Below are 15,691 nucleotides of genomic sequence, written 5' to 3' on the forward strand. Positions count from 1 at the left end.
CCGGGTCAGGCGTCGAGTGAGGTCATGACGTGTTTGATGCGGGTGTAGTCCTCGAAGCCGTAGGCGGAGAGGTCCTTGCCGTAGCCGGACTTCTTGAAGCCGCCGTGGGGCATTTCGGCGACGAGGGGGATGTGGGTGTTGATCCAGACGCAGCCGAAGTCGAGTTTTTTGGACAGGCGCATGGCGCGGCTGTGGTCTTTGGTCCAGACGGAGGAGGCCAGGGCGTAGTCGACGTCGTTGGCCCAGGTGAGGGCCTGGTCCTCGTCGGTGAATTTCTGGACGGTGATGACGGGGCCGAAGACCTCGTTCTGGATGATCTCGTCGTCCTGGTGGAGGCCGGAGACGACGGTGGGGGCGTAGAAGTAGCCCTGGTCGCCGACCTGGTGGCCGCCGGTCTCGATTTTGGCGTGGGTGGGGAGGCGGTCGATGAAGCCGGTGACCTGGGCGAGCTGGGCGGCGTTGTTGAGGGGGCCGTACAGGACGTTCTCGTCGTCGGCGGGGCCGGTTTTGGTGGCGGCGGCTGCTTTGGTCAGGGCGGTGAGGAATTCGTCGTGGATGGTGTCCTGGACCAGGACGCGGGTGGCGGCGGTGCAGTCCTGGCCGGCGTTGAAGTAGCCGGCGACGGTGATGTCCTCGACGGCTTTGGCGATGTCGGTGTCGGCGAAGACCAGGACGGGGGCTTTGCCGCCGAGTTCGAGGTGGACGCGTTTGACGTCTTTCGCGGCGGAGGTGGCGACCTGGGTGCCGGCGCGGACGGAGCCGGTGATGGAGGCCATGGCCGGGACGGGGTGTTCGATCATGGTGCGGCCGGTGTCGCGGTCGCCGCAGATGACGTTGAACACGCCGGGGGGCAGGATGTCGCCGATGATTTCGGCGAGCAGGAGGGTGGAGGCGGGGGTGGTGTCGGAGGGTTTGAGGACGACGGTGTTGCCGGCGGCGATGGCGGGGGCGAACTTCCACACGGCCATCATCATGGGGTAGTTCCAGGGGGCGACCTGGGCGCAGACGCCGACGGGTTCGCGGCGGATGATGGAGGTCATGCCGTCCATGTACTCGCCTGCGGAGCGGCCTTCGAGGAGGCGGGCGGCGCCGGCGAAGAAGCGGATCTGGTCGACCATGGGCGGGATTTCCTCGCTCGCGGTCAGGGCGAGGGGTTTGCCGGTGTTCTGGCTCTCGGTGGCGACCAGTTCGTCGGCGCGTGTCTCGATGGCGTCGGCGATCTTCAGGAGGGCTTTCTGGCGTTCGGAGGGTGTGGTGTCGCGCCATGCGGGGAAGGCGGCGGCTGCGGCGGCCATGGCGGTGTCGACGTCGGCGGCTGCGGACAGCGGCGCGGTCGCGTAGACCTGGCCGGTGGCCGGGTTGACCACGTCGGTGGTCCGGCCGTCGGCGGCGTCGCGGAATTCTCCGTCGACGTAGTTGCGCAGAGTACGGAGCTCGCTCACTGCAACCTCTCCCTGTGGGTGGTTCGGTGGTCCTGGTTCGGTGGTCCTGGATCGGGGCGGCCGGACGGACCGGCCGTCACACGTCGGTCGTGGTCTCGCTCGCCGCCGCCGGGGACAGGTGCTCGTGCACGGCAAGCCAGCGGTCGCCGCCATGACGGCTGAAGACGATGGTCTCGCGTTCCCGCAGGGTCTCCGGGCCGCCCGAGCGGGTGGAGATCCGCGTCTCCACCTGATGGCTGAAGACCGCCGTGTCGCCGTAGAGCCGCACCAGCGGCCGGGAGGAGACGCAGCCCAGCACCCGGAAGTCGTCCTCGTCCACCCAACTGCGCCACAGCGCGCGGTACTCGGCGGTGGAGTTGAGCCGTTCGGCGGTGGTGTGGAAGACGAAGGTCGCGTCCGGGGCGAAGGCGCCGAAGTAGTCGTCGAGGAGGTTTCCGGCGAAGGCCGCGACCAGGGCGTCAGCGGCGGTCCGGACCTCGGCCTCGGCCGGGGCGGGGGCGGCGCTGGTGGTGTCGGTCATGTCGGGCTTCCGTTCCTGGGGCGGGTGCGTACGGGGCGGCGGCGTCACCGGGCGGCGGCCGGCTCCTGGGCGGCGTCCTCGGCGCCCGGGCCCACGATCGGCCGCACCGGGGCGGCGGAGGCGCGGACCAGGCGCGGGCCGGCGGGGCCGAAGACCCCGCGGGGCTCGGGGAAGGCGGCGAGGAGCCCCAGGTAGAGGGCGGCCGCCAGGACGAGGGCGACCGGCAGCGAGATGTCCGCGCCGCCGGCGAGGTCACCCAGCGGGCCGACGAACTGGCCGGGGAGATTGGTGAAGAGCAGCGCCACACAGGCGGCCACCAGCCAGGCCCCCATCCCGCGCCAGTTCCAGCCGTGGGCGAACCAGTAGCGGCCGCCGCTCTGGCGCCGGTTGAACACCTGCAGGGCCTCCGGGTCGTACCAGCCGCGACGGGTGACGTAGCCGAGGGTCATGACCACCATCCAGGGCGCCGTGCAGGTGATGATCAGCGTCGCGAACGTGGAGATGCTCTGCGTGAGGTTGAGCGCGAACCGGCCGAGGAAGATGAAGCCGATCGACAGCACCCCGATGAAGAACGTGGCCTGTACGCGGTTGAAGCGCGGGAAGACGCTGGAGAAGTCCAGGCCCGTGCCGTACAGCGAGGTCGTCCCGGTGGACAGGCCGCCGATCAGGGCGATCAGGCAGACCGGCAGGAAGTACCAGCCGGGGGAGATGGCCAGCAGACCGCCGACGTAGTTGGGCGCGGCCGGGTCGACGTACTTGGACGCCTTGGCGGCGATGATCGAGGCCGTGGTCAGACCGAAGAGGAACGGCAGCAGGGTGGCGAGCTGGGCGAAGAACGCGGCGCCCATCACCCGGCGGCGCGGCGTCGAGGCGGGGATGTAGCGGGACCAGTCGCCGAGGAACGCGCCGAAGGAGATCGGGTTGGAGAGCACGATCAGCGCGGCGCCGATGAACGACGGCCAGAACAGCGGGTCGGCGGTGGAGGCGAAGGCCCCCGGGTAGCCGAAGTCGAAGTCACCGGCGAAGGCGAAGGCGCCCAGTACGAACAGCGCCGAGGCGGCGGCCACCGCGACCTTGTTGACCAGCAGCATGAAGCGGAAGCCGTACACGCAGACCGCGAGGACCAGCCCGGCGAACAGCGCGTAGGCGACGCCGTACGAGACGTTGGACTCCGGGGTGCCGACGAGCCGGTGCGCGCCGCCCACCAGGGCGTCGCCGGAGGACCAGACCGAGATCGAGAAGAACGCGATCGCGGTGAGCAGCGACAGGAAGGAGCCGACGACCCGGCCGTGCACCCCGAGGTGCGCCGAGGACGACACGGCGTTGTTGGTGCCGTTGACCGGGCCGAACAGGGCCAGCGGCGCCAGGATCAGCGCGCCCACCACCAGACCGAGCACGGTGGCGGCCAGGCCCTGCTTGAAGGACAGGCCGAACAGGATCGGGAAGGCGCCGAGCACGCAGGTCGCGAAGGTGTTGGCGCCGCCGAAGGCGAGCCGGAAGAGGTCGAGCGGGCTGGCGGTGCGGTCCTCGTCGGGGATTCTCTCGACGCCGTACTGCTCGATTTCGGTGACCGATGTCGACACGGTTTCTCCAGGGGAGCGGGGACGGTGGCGGCTGTGCCGGGGTGGGTGAGCGCCGGGGGTGTGCCTGCGGATGCCCTGCTCCACGGCCCGGTGAGCTGCTGCCCGTGATCGACGGGGCTGCTCTGCGGGTGGGTTTTCCCCAGTCTGTGCGGCCCGGGGACCGGATCGCAATCGTTGCTTTGACGAAGAGTTACCCTGTGCTTTGTGGCCGGCAACAAAGTGACCGTCGAGGATCTGCTCTCCTTCCCCGCCCTGCAGCTCCGGCTCCTGGCGGGAGCGGCGGGCCTGGGGCGGTCGGTCTCCTGGGCGCATGTCAGCGAGCTGGACGACCCGACGCCCTGGCTGCTGGGCGCCGAGGTGATCATGACGGCCGGGCTGGCGATCCCCCGTTCGCCGGAGGGCCAGCGCGCGTACCTGGAACGGCTCGACGACGCGGGGGTCTCCGCGCTGGCCCTCTCGGCCCAGCTGCACGTACCGCCGCTGCACCAGGCCTTCCTCGACGCGGCCGAGGACCGTGGCATGCCGCTGCTGGAAGTGCCGCTGGCGGTGCCCTTCATCGCAGTCGCCCAGGAGATCGCCGCCGCCGTCCAGGAGGACGCGCGGCAGCGGCTCGGTGCCCAGCTCCAGGTCTTCGGGGCGCTGCGCTGGCTGACCTCCGAGGGCCTGGACAACGCGATGCTCTTCCGTCGGCTGGAACGGCTCTCCGGCTACGAGGTCTTCCTGTGCACGCCCCAGGGCCGCCCGCTGCTGCCCGGGGTCCCCGCCCCCGACCCCTCGGTGCTCCCCGCCTCCCCGGACGCCCCGCCCACCATCCCCGGCGGATTCGCGGTGCCGGTGCCGGCGCCGGGCGGCGCGGCGGGCTTCCTGGTCGCCTTCGAACGCGAGGGCGCCCGCCCCGCCGGGCTCGCCGTGGTCCAGCACATCGCGACGGTGGCGGCACTGCAGCTCGCCATGGGCCGCAACGAGCGGGAGACGCTGCGCCGCGAGGGCGCCGAGACCCTGGCCGAGCTGCTGCAGGACGTACTGGATCCGGCGGCGGCCCGCCGACGGCTCAGCCGCCACGCCATCGAGGGGGACATCGTCCTGATGGTGGTCAGGGGAGTGGACGACGACACCCTGCTGCGGAGCCTGGACCAGCATCCGCATCTGCTGCTCAGCCGGGGTGAGGACCGGTACATCCTCGGCCGGCCCGACCTCGGCACGGCCGTCGCCGCTCTTCCCGGTGTCGTCGCCGGAATGAGCCGCCCCTTCGCGCCCGGCGAGTCCCTGCGCATCGCGCGCCGCGAGGCGCTGTGGACGGTGTCCCAGGCGGCGGAGTCCGGCCGCCCCCTCGTCGCCTACGGTGACGACGCCACCGGGCGATGGCTCTCCGACGACCCGGCCGTACTGAACCTGCTGGTCGAGCAGGTCATCGGCGAGGTGCTGCGCTACGACGCCTCCCACGACTCCCGGCTGCTCGCGTCCGTCCGGACCTGGATGGAACGCGACCGCCGCACCGAGGCAGCCGCCGCCGCGCTGCACATCCACCCCAACACCCTGGCCTACCGGCTCCGCAGGTTCTCCGAGCTGACCGGGCGCGATGTCTCCTCGACCGCCGCCTTCGCCGAGGTCTGGCTCGCGCTGCGGGCGGCCGGCCAGCTCGGACTCACCCACGGTGACGACTCCGGCGCGGATGCGGGCGCCCCGTGACGGCGGCTGACCGCCACCGGGGGCGGCGCCGGGCACGCGGAAGCGGGCGGTGACCCGCGCGGTCACCACCCGCCTCACCCGCTGTACGCGCCCGTCCCGCCTACCCGCCTGAGGGAGCCGAGCGCCCGGCGTCAGCCGCGACGGCCGTCGTGCCCGCCACGGCCGCCGCGGTCGCCGCGGTCGCCGTGGTCGTGGTCGCCGTGGTCGTGGTCACCGTGGTGGCGGCCCCAGCTCTCGGTGTCCACGGTGCGGCCGCGGTCGTTGCGCAGGGTCGCGGTGTCGGAGTAGTTGTTCCAGAAGTAGTCGCGGCGGTCCTGGTACACGTCACGGTTGGTGTCGCGTCCGTTGCCGGTGTGCACGCGCACCGACTCGTGCCCCCTGAGCCGCAGGCCGTGGAAGCGGTAGCTGCGGTGGCCGGAGTTGGACAGCGTCCATCCGTCGAGGTTCACGCCCGAGCGGCTGTTGTTGGTGACGGTGACCCACTCGCTGTTCAGGCTGCGGATGGAGCGGTTCTCGGGCCCGGGGCTGTCGTACTGGACCGCGCCGATGCTCACGGCGGTCCGGTAGGGCAGGTGCCGGCCGTGGTCGTGGTCAGCGGCGGTCGCGGGCAGGGCGGCGGCCGCCATCAGGGCGCCTGAGGCCAGGAAGGTGGCGGTGAGACGCTGCGCGTTACGGGACATGATGACCCCTCCGTTTGGTGCGGTTGTGCGAATTTCACGGCTTGTGTGCCGATGGGCATGACTCTGTCCCACCTCGCGCCGCGAACGCCGGATAAAACGGCGCGCGTTACCGAATGCGGACATGTCGGTAACGTGCTGTTGTACGCCACAGCTATCCGGGTCCCCGTCGCCGTGAAACCGGGTGCCCCATGCACGCACCCTTGGTGCACCGCCCACCTGCGCGAATACGCCACCCCGGGCCACCCCGCACGCCACCCCAGCGCCATCCCCCGGGCGGCGTACGGCGAACGTAACGACGCGGGTGCCCGTCGCGAGTCCGGGCCGGGCGGGGCGAGTCGCTATCGTGCGGGTCGTGCATGGTTCCGCTCAGCGTCCGCTGCTCTTCCTCGATGTCGACGGACCGCTCATTCCCTTCGGCGCGCCGCCGCCGGAGTACCCGGACGGGCATCCGACGTACCGGACCCGTCCGGGCGGACCGGGGGCCGCCTCGAATCCGCTTCTGGACAGGATCGATCCCCGGCACGGGGCCAGGCTGGCGGCGCTGCCGTGCGACCTGGTCTGGGCCACCACCTGGATGGACGACGCGAACGAGTGCGTCGCGCCCCGGATCGGCCTGCCGCCGATGGCCGTGGTGGTCTGGCCGGAGCCCTGCGAGGCCGACGAACGCGACGGGCCGGGCGGGATGCACTGGAAGACCCGCGCGCTCGTCGGCTGGGCGGCGGGGCGCGCCTTCGCCTGGGTCGACGACGAGATCACCGATGTCGACCGGGCCTGGGTGGCCGCGCACCATCCGGGACGGGCCCTGCTCCATCGTGTCGACCCCCGCCGGGGGCTCACCGATGCCGACTATGCCGTGCTCAGGGCGTGGTTTCCGTCCTCGCCGGTTCAGAAATGCACGCCGCCGTGATGGTGGCCGCCCCGGCCGCGCGGGTCATTGTCCTCGTACCACTGGTCGTCGCTGCTGCTGCCTTTCCCGCCGCCGCCCGCGAGGCCGGCGATGAGAATCACCGGCATGAGCAGAAAAATGACCATGGCAAGGACCGTCATGACAAGGCTGATGACCAGGGCCAGGACGAATTTCGCCACGAAGTAGCCCGCTATGGCGAGTACGGCCACGACGGCGGCTTTCCAGAGAAACGGCAGCTTCTTGAAGCGGCCCAGGAGGACGGCCTTATGAGCTGCTGCTCGTTCTTTGAATTCAGGCGTCATGCCGTCGCCTTTCCTGTTCCGTGCTGCGGCCGTATGTGAATTGAACTGCCCGTACGTTATCGCAGACGGCGGGTCGGCACGTTTGGATTCACCGGACAAAAGAAAAGGTGATCCATGATGCCGGTCTTTCGAAAAGGGTCCGGTGTCAAGGCATCGGATTCCGGTACCGAGCGGTCGAAGTGTCACGCCGCGCCGGAGGACGCCGTCCCGCCCGGGGCACCCGAACGGCCGCACCGACAGGCGGCCGGGGCCGCCGCTGCACACGATGGGTGGAAGTGACTCCCGCCGGGCGTCACCGGAACCGTTCGGGAAGGTGGGCACTCGTGGCTGAACGCAAACGACGCACGGCAGGGCTCTTCAAGGAGCTCTCCGCGGAATTCGCCGGCACGATGGTCCTCATCCTGATCGGACTCGGGGTGGTCGCCCAGGTCGTCGCGGGCGGTGCCCTGACCAAGCCCCCCGGGGGGCTTGGCGGTCACGACAGCATCGCCTGGGCCTGGGGCCTGGGCGTGACCCTGGGCGTGTACGTCGCCGCACGTCTCAGCGGTGCCCACCTCAACCCGGCGGTCACCCTGTCGCTCGCCGCCTTCAAGGGCTTCCCCTGGAAGAAGGTCGTGCCCTACTCCCTCGCGCAGGTGGCCGGCGCCTTCGTGGCGGCCCTGCTGGTGCGCTGGAACTACACGGAGGTCCTGGGCAAGTCCGACCCCGGGCACACCCTCAAGACACAGTTCGTCTTCTCCACCCTCCCGGGAAACGGTTCCCTGCCGGTGAGCGAATGGGGCGCGCTGCGGGACCAGGTGATCGGCACCGCGCTGCTGGTGCTGCTGATCTTCGCCATCACCGACCTGCTGAACACACCTCCCGGGGCCAACCTCGGGGCGTTCATCATCGGCCTCGTCGTGGTGGCGATCGGGATGGCCTTCGGTACGGACGCGGGTTACGCCATCAACCCGGCGCGCGACCTGGGCCCGCGGCTGGCGCAGTACATCACCGGCTACGGCGGGGCGTGGCGGGACCAGTACGGCGAACTGTACTTCTGGGTGCCCATCGTGGGGCCGCTCGTCGGCGGCCTGATCGGCGCCGCGCTGTACAAGCTCTTCGTCGGCCGCTACCTCTTCCCCGGCGAGATGCCGGAGGTCGGCCGTGTCCCGGTGGCCGACGAGTCCTGATCCCGGCGCCCGGCGCCCGCCCGCCCGTACCCAGAGAGGCAGAAGGCATGGCTGACTTCGTAGGAGCGGTGGACCAGGGGACCACCAGCACCCGATTCATGATCTTCGATCACGACGGCAGCGAGGTGTCGAGGTACCAGCTGGAGCACACCCAGATCCTGCCGCGCGGAGGATGGGTCGAGCACGACCCGGTGGAGATCTGGGAGCGCACCAACTCGGTGATTCAGAACGCGATGCGGCAGGGCAACCTCGACCCGGCCGATCTCGCCGCGATCGGCATCACCAACCAGCGCGAGACGACCGTCGTCTGGGACCCCCGTACGGGCCGGCCCTACTACAACGCCATCGTCTGGCAGGACACCCGCACCGACTCCATCGCCGCCGCCCTCGAACGCGACGGCCACGGCGAGGTCATCCGGCGCAAGGCTGGTCTGCCGCCGGCCACGTACTTCTCGGGCGGCAAGATCAAGTGGATCCTGGAGAACGTCGACGGTGTACGCCAGGCCGCCGAGCAGGGCCACGCGCTCTTCGGCAACACCGACAGCTGGGTGCTGTGGAACCTCACCGGCGGCCCCGACGGCGGTATTCACGCCACCGACGTCACCAACGCCAGCCGCACCATGCTGATGGACCTGGAGACCCTGGACTGGGACGACGAACTCCTCCAGATCTTCGGCATCCCCCGTGCCATGCTGCCGACGATCAACCCCTCCTCCCACGCCGAGGCGTTCGGCCGCACCCGCACCTCCCGACCGCTGCGCGGCGCGATCCCGATCACCGGCGTCCTGGGCGACCAGCAGGCCGCCACGGTCGGCCAGGTCTGCTACGCCCCCGGCGAGGCGAAGAACACGTACGGCACCGGCAACTTCCTGGTGCTCAACACCGGTACCGAGCTGGTCCGTTCCCAGCACGGACTGCTCACGACGGTGGCCTACCGGTTCGGCGACAGCCCCGCCGTGTACGCGCTGGAGGGCTCGATCGCCGTCACCGGCTCGGCCGTGCAGTGGCTGCGGGACCAGATGAAGGTCATCGGCGACGCCGCCGAGAGCGAGCGGCTCGCCGCCACGGTGGAGGACAACGGCGGCATGTACTTCGTGCCGGCGTTCTCCGGGCTGTTCGCCCCGTACTGGCGCTCCGACGCCCGGGGCGCCATCGTCGGCCTCGCCCGCTTCAACAACAACGGCCATCTGGCGCGCGCCACCCTGGAGGCGATCTGCTACCAGAGCCGTGACGTGGTGGAGGCCATGGAACGTGACTCCGGGGTCCACCTCGACGTACTGAAGGTCGACGGAGGTGTCACGGCCAACGACCTGTGCATGCAGATCCAGGCCGACGTCCTCGGTGTGCCGGTCAGCCGCCCGGTCGTGGCCGAGACCACCGCCCTGGGCGCCGCCTACGCCGCCGGACTGGCCACCGGCTTCTGGCGCGACACCGACGAACTGCGATCGCACTGGCAGGAGTCCAAGCGCTGGGAACCGCAGTGGAGCGAGGACAGGCGCGAGGAGGCCTACGCGGGCTGGAAGAAGGCGGTCGAACGCACCCTGGACTGGGTGGACGTCCAGTAGGAGCGACCGCGACCGCAGCCGAAGCCGCACCGCACCGCACATCACCGCACCGCACATCACCGCGTCCGCAGCGGCAATCGGACTCGGGGCGGGTTCCCACGGAGGCATCCGTGCGGGCCCGCCCCGCCCCGGCGCGCGTCAGGTCCACACGTCCGGACCGCCGCCCCGCCACTCGATCAGCCCGGATTCGTCCAGGCTCACCGTGTCGGGGTCCAGGCCTGCCCGGCGCAGGAACTCCAGCAGGTCCCGCCGGCTGTGGGCCAGCCCGAGGACCGTCCCGTCGACCCGCACCCGGCGCCCGCCCGAGGGGGACGGCGGCTGCACAACTATTCGACTCTCACCCATGGGCCCAGCCTGCGGCATCCAACCCGCCGGGCGCACGGCGACCGCCCCCGCCCGGGTGGCCGGGCACGGAAAACCGGATGCGCCCGGTCAGCCGCACTGCCACGCTGCGGCGGTGAACCGTGAAACGATCTCCGTACTCGCCCATGCCGGTCATCCGATAGCGTCCCCCGTCGGCGACGACACGGTGCGCGAACTGCTCGGACACGCCATCCCCAGCGGTGCCCGGCGGGTGCTGGACCTCGGCTGCGGTGGCGCGGAATGGCTCCTTCGCGCCCTGGTCACCCACCCGCACCTGCGGGCCGAGGGCGTCGACATCTCGCAAGGCGCCCTTGACCGGGCCCGCGAGGCCGCGACCGCACTGGGCGTTCACGAGCGACTCGCCCTGCACCACCACGACGCCGCGCACTTCACCTCCCCGCACTCCTACGACCTCGTCCTCAGTTCCGGGGCCGCGCACGCCTTCGGCGGTCCGCTCCCCACCCTCGCGGCGGCCCGCGCCCACCTGGCGCCCGGCGGACGCGTCCTGATCGGCGACGGATTCTGGGAACGCGAACCCTCGCCGGAGGCCGTGGAGATGCTCGGGGAGTTCACCGACCTGGCGACCACCCTCGACCGGGTCGTCGCCGACGGCTGGACACCGGTCCACGGACACGTCAGCACCCGTCAGGAACTCGACGCGTACGAGTGGTCCTGGACCGGGTCGTTGGCCACCTGGGCCCTGGACCATCCGGCCGACCCCGGCAGTCCCCACGCCCTGGCCACGGCCGGCACCCACCGGGCCGAGTGGCTCCGCGGCTACCGCGACACCTGGGGCTTCGTCAGCCTGGTGCTGCGCCGCACCCCCGCCGGCTGACCGGCCGCGCCGCGGCGGCCCGGGGAGCCCGGTTCACGGCAGCGGCGTGCCCCCGGTGGCGTTGATGATCTCCGTGGTGACGCCGCTGGCCTGCGGGGAGGCGAGAAAGACATAGGTGGTGGCGCACTCGGCGGGCCCCGCCGGGGGGACCGGTGTGTCCGCCGGGCCGGGCTCGACCGCGTTGACGCGGATACCGTCGGACTCCAGCATCCGGGCCAGCCCCTGGGTGAAGGTGGCCACGGCGCCCTTCGTCATCGCGTAGTCCAGCAGGTCGGGATCGGGCCGGTACGCCTGCGCGGAGGCGGAGTTGATGACGCAACCGCCCCGGGGCATGTGCGGGAGCGTCATCTTCGTCAGCCAGAACATGCCGTACAGATTGGTGCGCATGACCCGGTCGAACTGCTCCGTGCTGATCGCGCCGATGCCGGCCGGCTGCGACTGCTGGTAGGCGGCGTTGTTGACCAGGATGTCGATACGGCCGAACTCCTCGACGACCTGCTCGACCAGCCTGCGGCACTGGACCTCCTCGCGGATGTCGCACTCCACGGGCACGGCCTTACGCCCCGCGTCCTCCACCAGGCGGGCCGTGACCCGCGCCTCTTCCTCCTCCTCCGGGGCGTAGGCGAACGCGACATCGGCGCCCTCGCACGCGAAGGCGGCGGCGACCGCCCTGCCGATGCCGGAGCCGCCACCCGTCACCAGCGCCTTGCGGTCCCGCAGCAGCCCGCCGGTGCCGGGCACGACGCCCGGCAGCCCCGGTCCGATGACGGGGTCCTGGAGTCTGCGGTCCTGCTTCGCCATGACGGCCTCCCGGCGCGCGGTGTCTCCGACAACCGGCGGGTGCCCGGAAGACGGCCGGCGAACCGTCACCGACCGGACCTGGTCCGCTGAGCGGAACGGGGCGCGACGGGTCCGCGGCCCGCGCCGCACGCTACCCACCGTCGGTCAGCAGGAGGCAAGGAGGAGCGCGTGGGAGCAACGGGGGCACTCGGCCGGCCCGCCCTGGTCGGCCGGGGCGTGGAGCGGGACGTACTGGAGGAGACACTGCGCGGGGCCCGCGAAGGGCGGGGCCGCGCGCTCTTCGTGACCGGTGAGGACGGCATCGGCAAGTCGGGACTGGCCCTGGAGGCCGCCGCCCTGGGGAGCGCCCACCGGATGCGGGTGCTCCGGGGGCGGGCCAGCCCGACCTGTCCGGCGCCACCGCTGCGACCGCTGACCGAGGCACTGGCCTGTCTGTTCCGCCACGGCCGGGGGCCGGACGGCCGGCGGCTCGAACCGTACCGGGAGGCCCTGGGCCGGCTGATTCCCGAATACGGGTCCGGCGGGTCCGGCGGGTCTGACGGGTCCGGCGGATCCGGCGGGGATTCCCCGGTGCTGCTCGCCGAGTCGGTGCTGCGCCTGGTCTGCGCCGACGGCGCGGGACGCGGCTGTCTGCTCGTCCTGGAAGACCTCCATGACGCGGACCCGCAGACGCTGGCGGTGGTGGAGTACCTGGCCGACAACATCGCCGAGCAGGGTATGGCACTGCTGGTGACGGTCCGTCATGGACCGGGCCCCTGCTGGGATCTGGCGCAGGCCCTGGCCCGGCGGCGCAGCTGCGTGCTGATGCGGCTGGGCCGCCTCGGCAGGGAGGAGGTGCGCCGGCTCGCCGCGGCCCAACTGGGCGTCGACGCCGCGGACCTGCCGGACGACGCGGTCGACCGGCTGTGCCGGGACAGCGGCGGAAACCCCTTCCTGGCCGAGGAGTTGCTGCACACCATGGTCGGTGCCGGGGCACTGGTCGCCGGCCCGCAGGGGTACCGGCTGGTGGACGGCGTCCGTACGGAGATCCCCTCCGCGGTCGGCCGGAGCATCGCCCGGCGGGCCGGGCGGCTCGGGCCTGTCGGCCACCGGCTGCTGTCGGCCGCGGCGGTGATCGGCGTCCGGTTCCCCGTCTCGGTCCTCCAGCGGTCCCTGGACATCACCGAGTCCGACGCCCTGGACTCCCTGCGGGCGGCGGTCGCCACCGGCCTGCTCACCCCGGACGGCCCGACCTCCGACTGGTACGCGTTCCGTGCCCCGGTGACTCCGGCCGCGCTGCTCAGCCAGCTCATCCCGACGGAACGGGCTGCGGTCGCCCGCCGGGCGGCGGAGGTGGCCGAGGAACTGCACCCGGGGCTGCCGGGGGAGTGGTGCCGCTTCGCAGCCGCGCTCAGCCGCCGCGCCGAGGACGCCGACGGCGCCGCCCGGCTGTACGCCGAGGCAGGCCGGCGGGCCCTGGCCACCGGGCGCGCCGAGGAGGCGTCCGGCCTGCTGAAACAGGCCTGGGAGGCGGCCGACGACTCCGATGACGCACAGCTGCGCTGCGACGTCCTGGACGGGCTGCTGTCCGCGCTGGACGAGAGCGACGAGGCCGGGCACGGTCGGCAGCTCGCCGAGTCGCTGGACGAACTCGCCGGCCCCGGCGTGGACAGCGCCCGGGTCGCGGCCCTGCACGTCCGGCTGGCCCGGCTGGCCTGTGCCGAGGAGCGCTGGGACGACGGGCTGGCCCAGGTGAACGCCGCGCGAGCCCTGCTGGGCGCGCGGGCGCAGGACCGGCACAGCGCGCCGGTGGACGCCGTCGAGGCCCAGTTGCTGGAGGCCCACGCACCGGGGCGGGCCCGGCAGCTCGCCGTACGGGCCACCGATCTCGCCGAACGGTCGGGGCCGCCGGACGCCGCCTGCCGGGCCTGGCGGATCCGTGGCGCGCTGGCCCGGCAGGCACCGGAAGGCGACGACGAGGCGGCCCGGTGCTTCGGGCGGATGCGGACCCTCGCCGACGAGCACGACGTGCCGCTGTGGCGCCTGCACGCCGCCCTCGAAACCGCCGTACAGCAGTGGCTGTTCAGCGGCGACCCCACCGAGCTGCTCCGGGTCGGCCGGCACGCCCGGCGGCTGGGGGCGACGACGGTACGGCACGCGGCGGGCGTCCGGCTGGCACTGGACCAGGTGCTGCGCGGCGAGTACGCGGCGGCGTGGCGGGTGGCCGGGAGCCCTTCCGGGGAGGGCGGCGGCCTGATGCCCGCCGCCGGCGCGCGCCGGCTGGCGGTGATCCGGGTGGTCGGCGCCGGGCACCAGGGGCGGCGCGGCGAACTGGACCGGGCGCTGGGGGAGTTCAGGGCCCTGGGCGGCGGCCCCCGGTCACCGCTGTCCGCGCTGACGTACGGGCTGGGCGGCGCGGTGTGCGCGCTGCTGGAGGAGGACCGGGGGCTGGCCCGGGACGAGCTGGGCCGGGCCGCCGCCCAGGAGGCGGTGAGCGCCGCACCCTGTCCGCTGGCGGGCCGGCACGGTCTGACCCTGCTGCTGGAGGTGCTCTCCGGGGAGGCCGGCCGGTCCCGGTACGGCGAGGTCACCGCGTCGCAGGCGGCCCGGATGCGCTGGAACCACCAGTTCGTGACCCTGGCCCGCGCGGTCCTGCTGGGCCGGCGGGGACGCGGTGACGAGGCCGCCGCCGCCGTGGCCGACGCGCAGGTGCTGGCGCGGCCCTACCCGATGGCCGCGCACCTGGGGCTGCGGCTCGTCGCGGAGGCGGCGCACACCGACGGCTGGGGCGAGCCGGTCGGCTGGCTGCGGCGGGCCGAGGAGCACTTCCACCAGGCAGGGGTGCCCGCGGTGGCGGCGGCCTGCCGGGGCCTGCTGCGGCACACCGGCGCGGTCGTGCCGCAGCACGCCGAAACCGAGCTCATACCCAGGGCGTTACGCCTGCTCGGCGTGACCCGGCGGGAGTACGAGGTGCTGCGACTGCTGGTGGACCGGCCCGACAACCGTGGCCTGGCCGGCCGGCTGTTCATCTCTCCGCGCACCGTCGAGAAGCATGTCGCGAGCCTCATCACCAAGACGGAGCAGCCCAACCGGGCGGCGCTGTGCGCGTACGCCTCACGGCTGCCCTCCGTCGGGCGGGACTGACCCCGCGTTCTTCTCCCACCAGGCGATGACCGTCTCGGTCGCCTCGTCCGGAGGGGGCATCGAGATGCCGAGGACGTTCTCGCGCCGCCAGAGTTCGAAGACCACCTGTTCGCGCGGATGCACGACGGTGTGGCCCTCGGCCTCCAGCGTCGCCACATGGCGGCGCGTCGATGCCTTCTCCCACATGGCGCGGTTCATGTTCGGGAAGAACAGCACGGGCTGTTCGGCGGCGAGGACGACGGTCTGCGCCGGTGTCGCCGCCAGACCCAGGGCCGCCGAGGCGACCATGTTTGCGGTGGCCGGCAGGACGACGATGGCCGCCGACCGCTTGGCGAACTCGGTGGGATTGAGCGCCGGATCGTCGCCGGTGTAGGTCTCGTCGGCGTACCACGCGACGAGTTGGGGCTGGACGAACCGGGTGGCGCTGCCGGTCAGCAGCACCCGCAGTCCGAGGTCGATCTCCTGGCGGAACCAGGTCAGGTAGGCCGGGAGCTGGCTCGCCGCGCTGGATCCGCAGGCGATCACCGACAGGGCGTCATCTCGCATGGGGTCGAGCATCCTCACCCCGGCCCGGTCCGGCATGGGGGCGCGACCCCCATTTCCGGCCCCCGGGCGCACGGCGAATACGGGGGCGTTTCCCCCATGCCGGACCTGTGGCGCCGATGACAGTGTCAAGCCGACGCCGCTTCCGCGGCGACACCGCCGGAACCGT

General features: G+C 72.3%; 14 protein-coding genes. 6 read left to right on the forward strand and 8 right to left on the reverse strand.

What is annotated here, in order from left to right; all coding sequences use genetic code 11:
* Positions 1-5 precede the first annotated feature (5 nt).
* The 3 genes from RWE79_RS36075 to RWE79_RS36085 all read right to left on the reverse strand — a co-directional run bounded on the left by RWE79_RS36075 (position 6) and on the right by RWE79_RS36085 (position 3,545).
* Positions 6-1,442 carry a gamma-aminobutyraldehyde dehydrogenase gene (locus tag RWE79_RS36075; protein WP_475944486.1) on the reverse strand — a complete coding sequence of 479 codons (1,437 nt, stop codon included), beginning with the start codon at positions 1,440-1,442 and terminating at the stop codon, positions 6-8.
* A 76-nt stretch (positions 1,443-1,518) separates the two neighbouring features.
* The gene (locus RWE79_RS36080; RefSeq protein WP_475944488.1) at positions 1,519-1,962 is read right to left on the reverse strand and encodes a YybH family protein; all 444 of its coding nucleotides are present in this window, start codon (positions 1,960-1,962) and stop codon (positions 1,519-1,521) included.
* Between the two features lie 44 nt (positions 1,963-2,006).
* Positions 2,007-3,545 carry a purine-cytosine permease family protein gene (locus tag RWE79_RS36085; RefSeq protein WP_475944490.1) on the reverse strand — a complete coding sequence of 513 codons (1,539 nt, stop codon included), beginning with the start codon at positions 3,543-3,545 and terminating at the stop codon, positions 2,007-2,009.
* Between the two features lie 204 nt (positions 3,546-3,749).
* On the opposite strand from RWE79_RS36085, the gene RWE79_RS36090 reads away from it, so the two are divergent.
* A complete protein-coding gene (locus RWE79_RS36090; RefSeq protein WP_475944492.1) occupies positions 3,750-5,234 on the forward strand; it encodes a PucR family transcriptional regulator in 1,485 nt (494 codons plus the stop codon).
* A gap of 131 nt (positions 5,235-5,365) precedes the next feature.
* Here RWE79_RS36090 and RWE79_RS36095 read toward each other — a convergent pair whose 3' ends face one another.
* Positions 5,366-5,914, reverse strand: coding sequence for a lamin tail domain-containing protein (locus RWE79_RS36095; protein WP_475944494.1), 549 nt, complete (start codon positions 5,912-5,914; stop codon positions 5,366-5,368).
* 352 nt (positions 5,915-6,266) lie between these two features.
* On the opposite strand from RWE79_RS36095, the gene RWE79_RS36100 reads away from it, so the two are divergent.
* On the forward strand, positions 6,267-6,821 hold the full coding sequence (locus tag RWE79_RS36100; RefSeq protein ID WP_475944496.1) for an HAD domain-containing protein: 555 nt from the start codon (positions 6,267-6,269) through the stop codon (positions 6,819-6,821).
* Here RWE79_RS36100 and RWE79_RS36105 read toward each other — a convergent pair.
* On the reverse strand, positions 6,800-7,123 hold the full coding sequence (locus tag RWE79_RS36105; protein ID WP_475944498.1) for a hypothetical protein: 324 nt from the start codon (positions 7,121-7,123) through the stop codon (positions 6,800-6,802). The two genes, RWE79_RS36100 and RWE79_RS36105, sit on opposite strands and share 22 nt — an antisense overlap.
* Positions 7,124-7,446: 323 nt before the next feature.
* Here RWE79_RS36105 and RWE79_RS36110 point away from each other — a divergent pair, with 323 nt between their 5' ends.
* Positions 7,447-8,292 carry an MIP/aquaporin family protein gene (locus RWE79_RS36110; RefSeq protein WP_475944500.1) on the forward strand — a complete coding sequence of 282 codons (846 nt, stop codon included), beginning with the start codon at positions 7,447-7,449 and terminating at the stop codon, positions 8,290-8,292.
* A gap of 47 nt (positions 8,293-8,339) precedes the next feature.
* A complete protein-coding gene (gene glpK, locus RWE79_RS36115; RefSeq protein ID WP_475944502.1) occupies positions 8,340-9,857 on the forward strand; it encodes a glycerol kinase GlpK in 1,518 nt (505 codons plus the stop codon).
* Positions 9,858-9,995: 138 nt separating this feature from the next.
* On the opposite strand, the gene RWE79_RS36120 is transcribed toward glpK, so the two are convergent.
* Positions 9,996-10,202: a hypothetical protein gene (locus RWE79_RS36120; protein ID WP_475944504.1), complete on the reverse strand. Its 207-nt coding sequence runs from the start codon at positions 10,200-10,202 to the stop codon at positions 9,996-9,998.
* 112 nt (positions 10,203-10,314) lie between these two features.
* Here RWE79_RS36120 and RWE79_RS36125 point away from each other — a divergent pair, with 112 nt between their 5' ends.
* Entirely contained in the window at positions 10,315-11,055 is a 741-nt protein-coding gene (locus RWE79_RS36125) for an SAM-dependent methyltransferase (protein WP_475944506.1), read from the forward strand.
* 33 nt (positions 11,056-11,088) lie between these two features.
* On the opposite strand, the gene RWE79_RS36130 is transcribed toward RWE79_RS36125, so the two are convergent.
* Positions 11,089-11,856 (reverse strand): SDR family oxidoreductase, encoded by a 768-nt coding sequence (locus RWE79_RS36130; protein WP_475944508.1) that lies wholly within the window; start codon positions 11,854-11,856, stop codon positions 11,089-11,091.
* A gap of 168 nt (positions 11,857-12,024) precedes the next feature.
* Between RWE79_RS36130 and RWE79_RS36135 the strand changes: the two genes are divergently transcribed.
* On the forward strand, positions 12,025-14,979 hold the full coding sequence (locus RWE79_RS36135) for a helix-turn-helix transcriptional regulator (RefSeq protein WP_475944510.1): 2,955 nt from the start codon (positions 12,025-12,027) through the stop codon (positions 14,977-14,979).
* On the opposite strand, the gene RWE79_RS36140 is transcribed toward RWE79_RS36135, so the two are convergent.
* Positions 14,950-15,525 carry a flavoprotein gene (locus tag RWE79_RS36140; RefSeq protein WP_475944512.1) on the reverse strand — a complete coding sequence of 192 codons (576 nt, stop codon included), beginning with the start codon at positions 15,523-15,525 and terminating at the stop codon, positions 14,950-14,952. The genes RWE79_RS36135 and RWE79_RS36140 overlap by 30 nt on opposite strands.
* Between the last annotated feature and the right edge of the window lie 166 nt (positions 15,526-15,691).

The organism is Streptomyces sp. RLA131 (assembly GCF_056270125.1).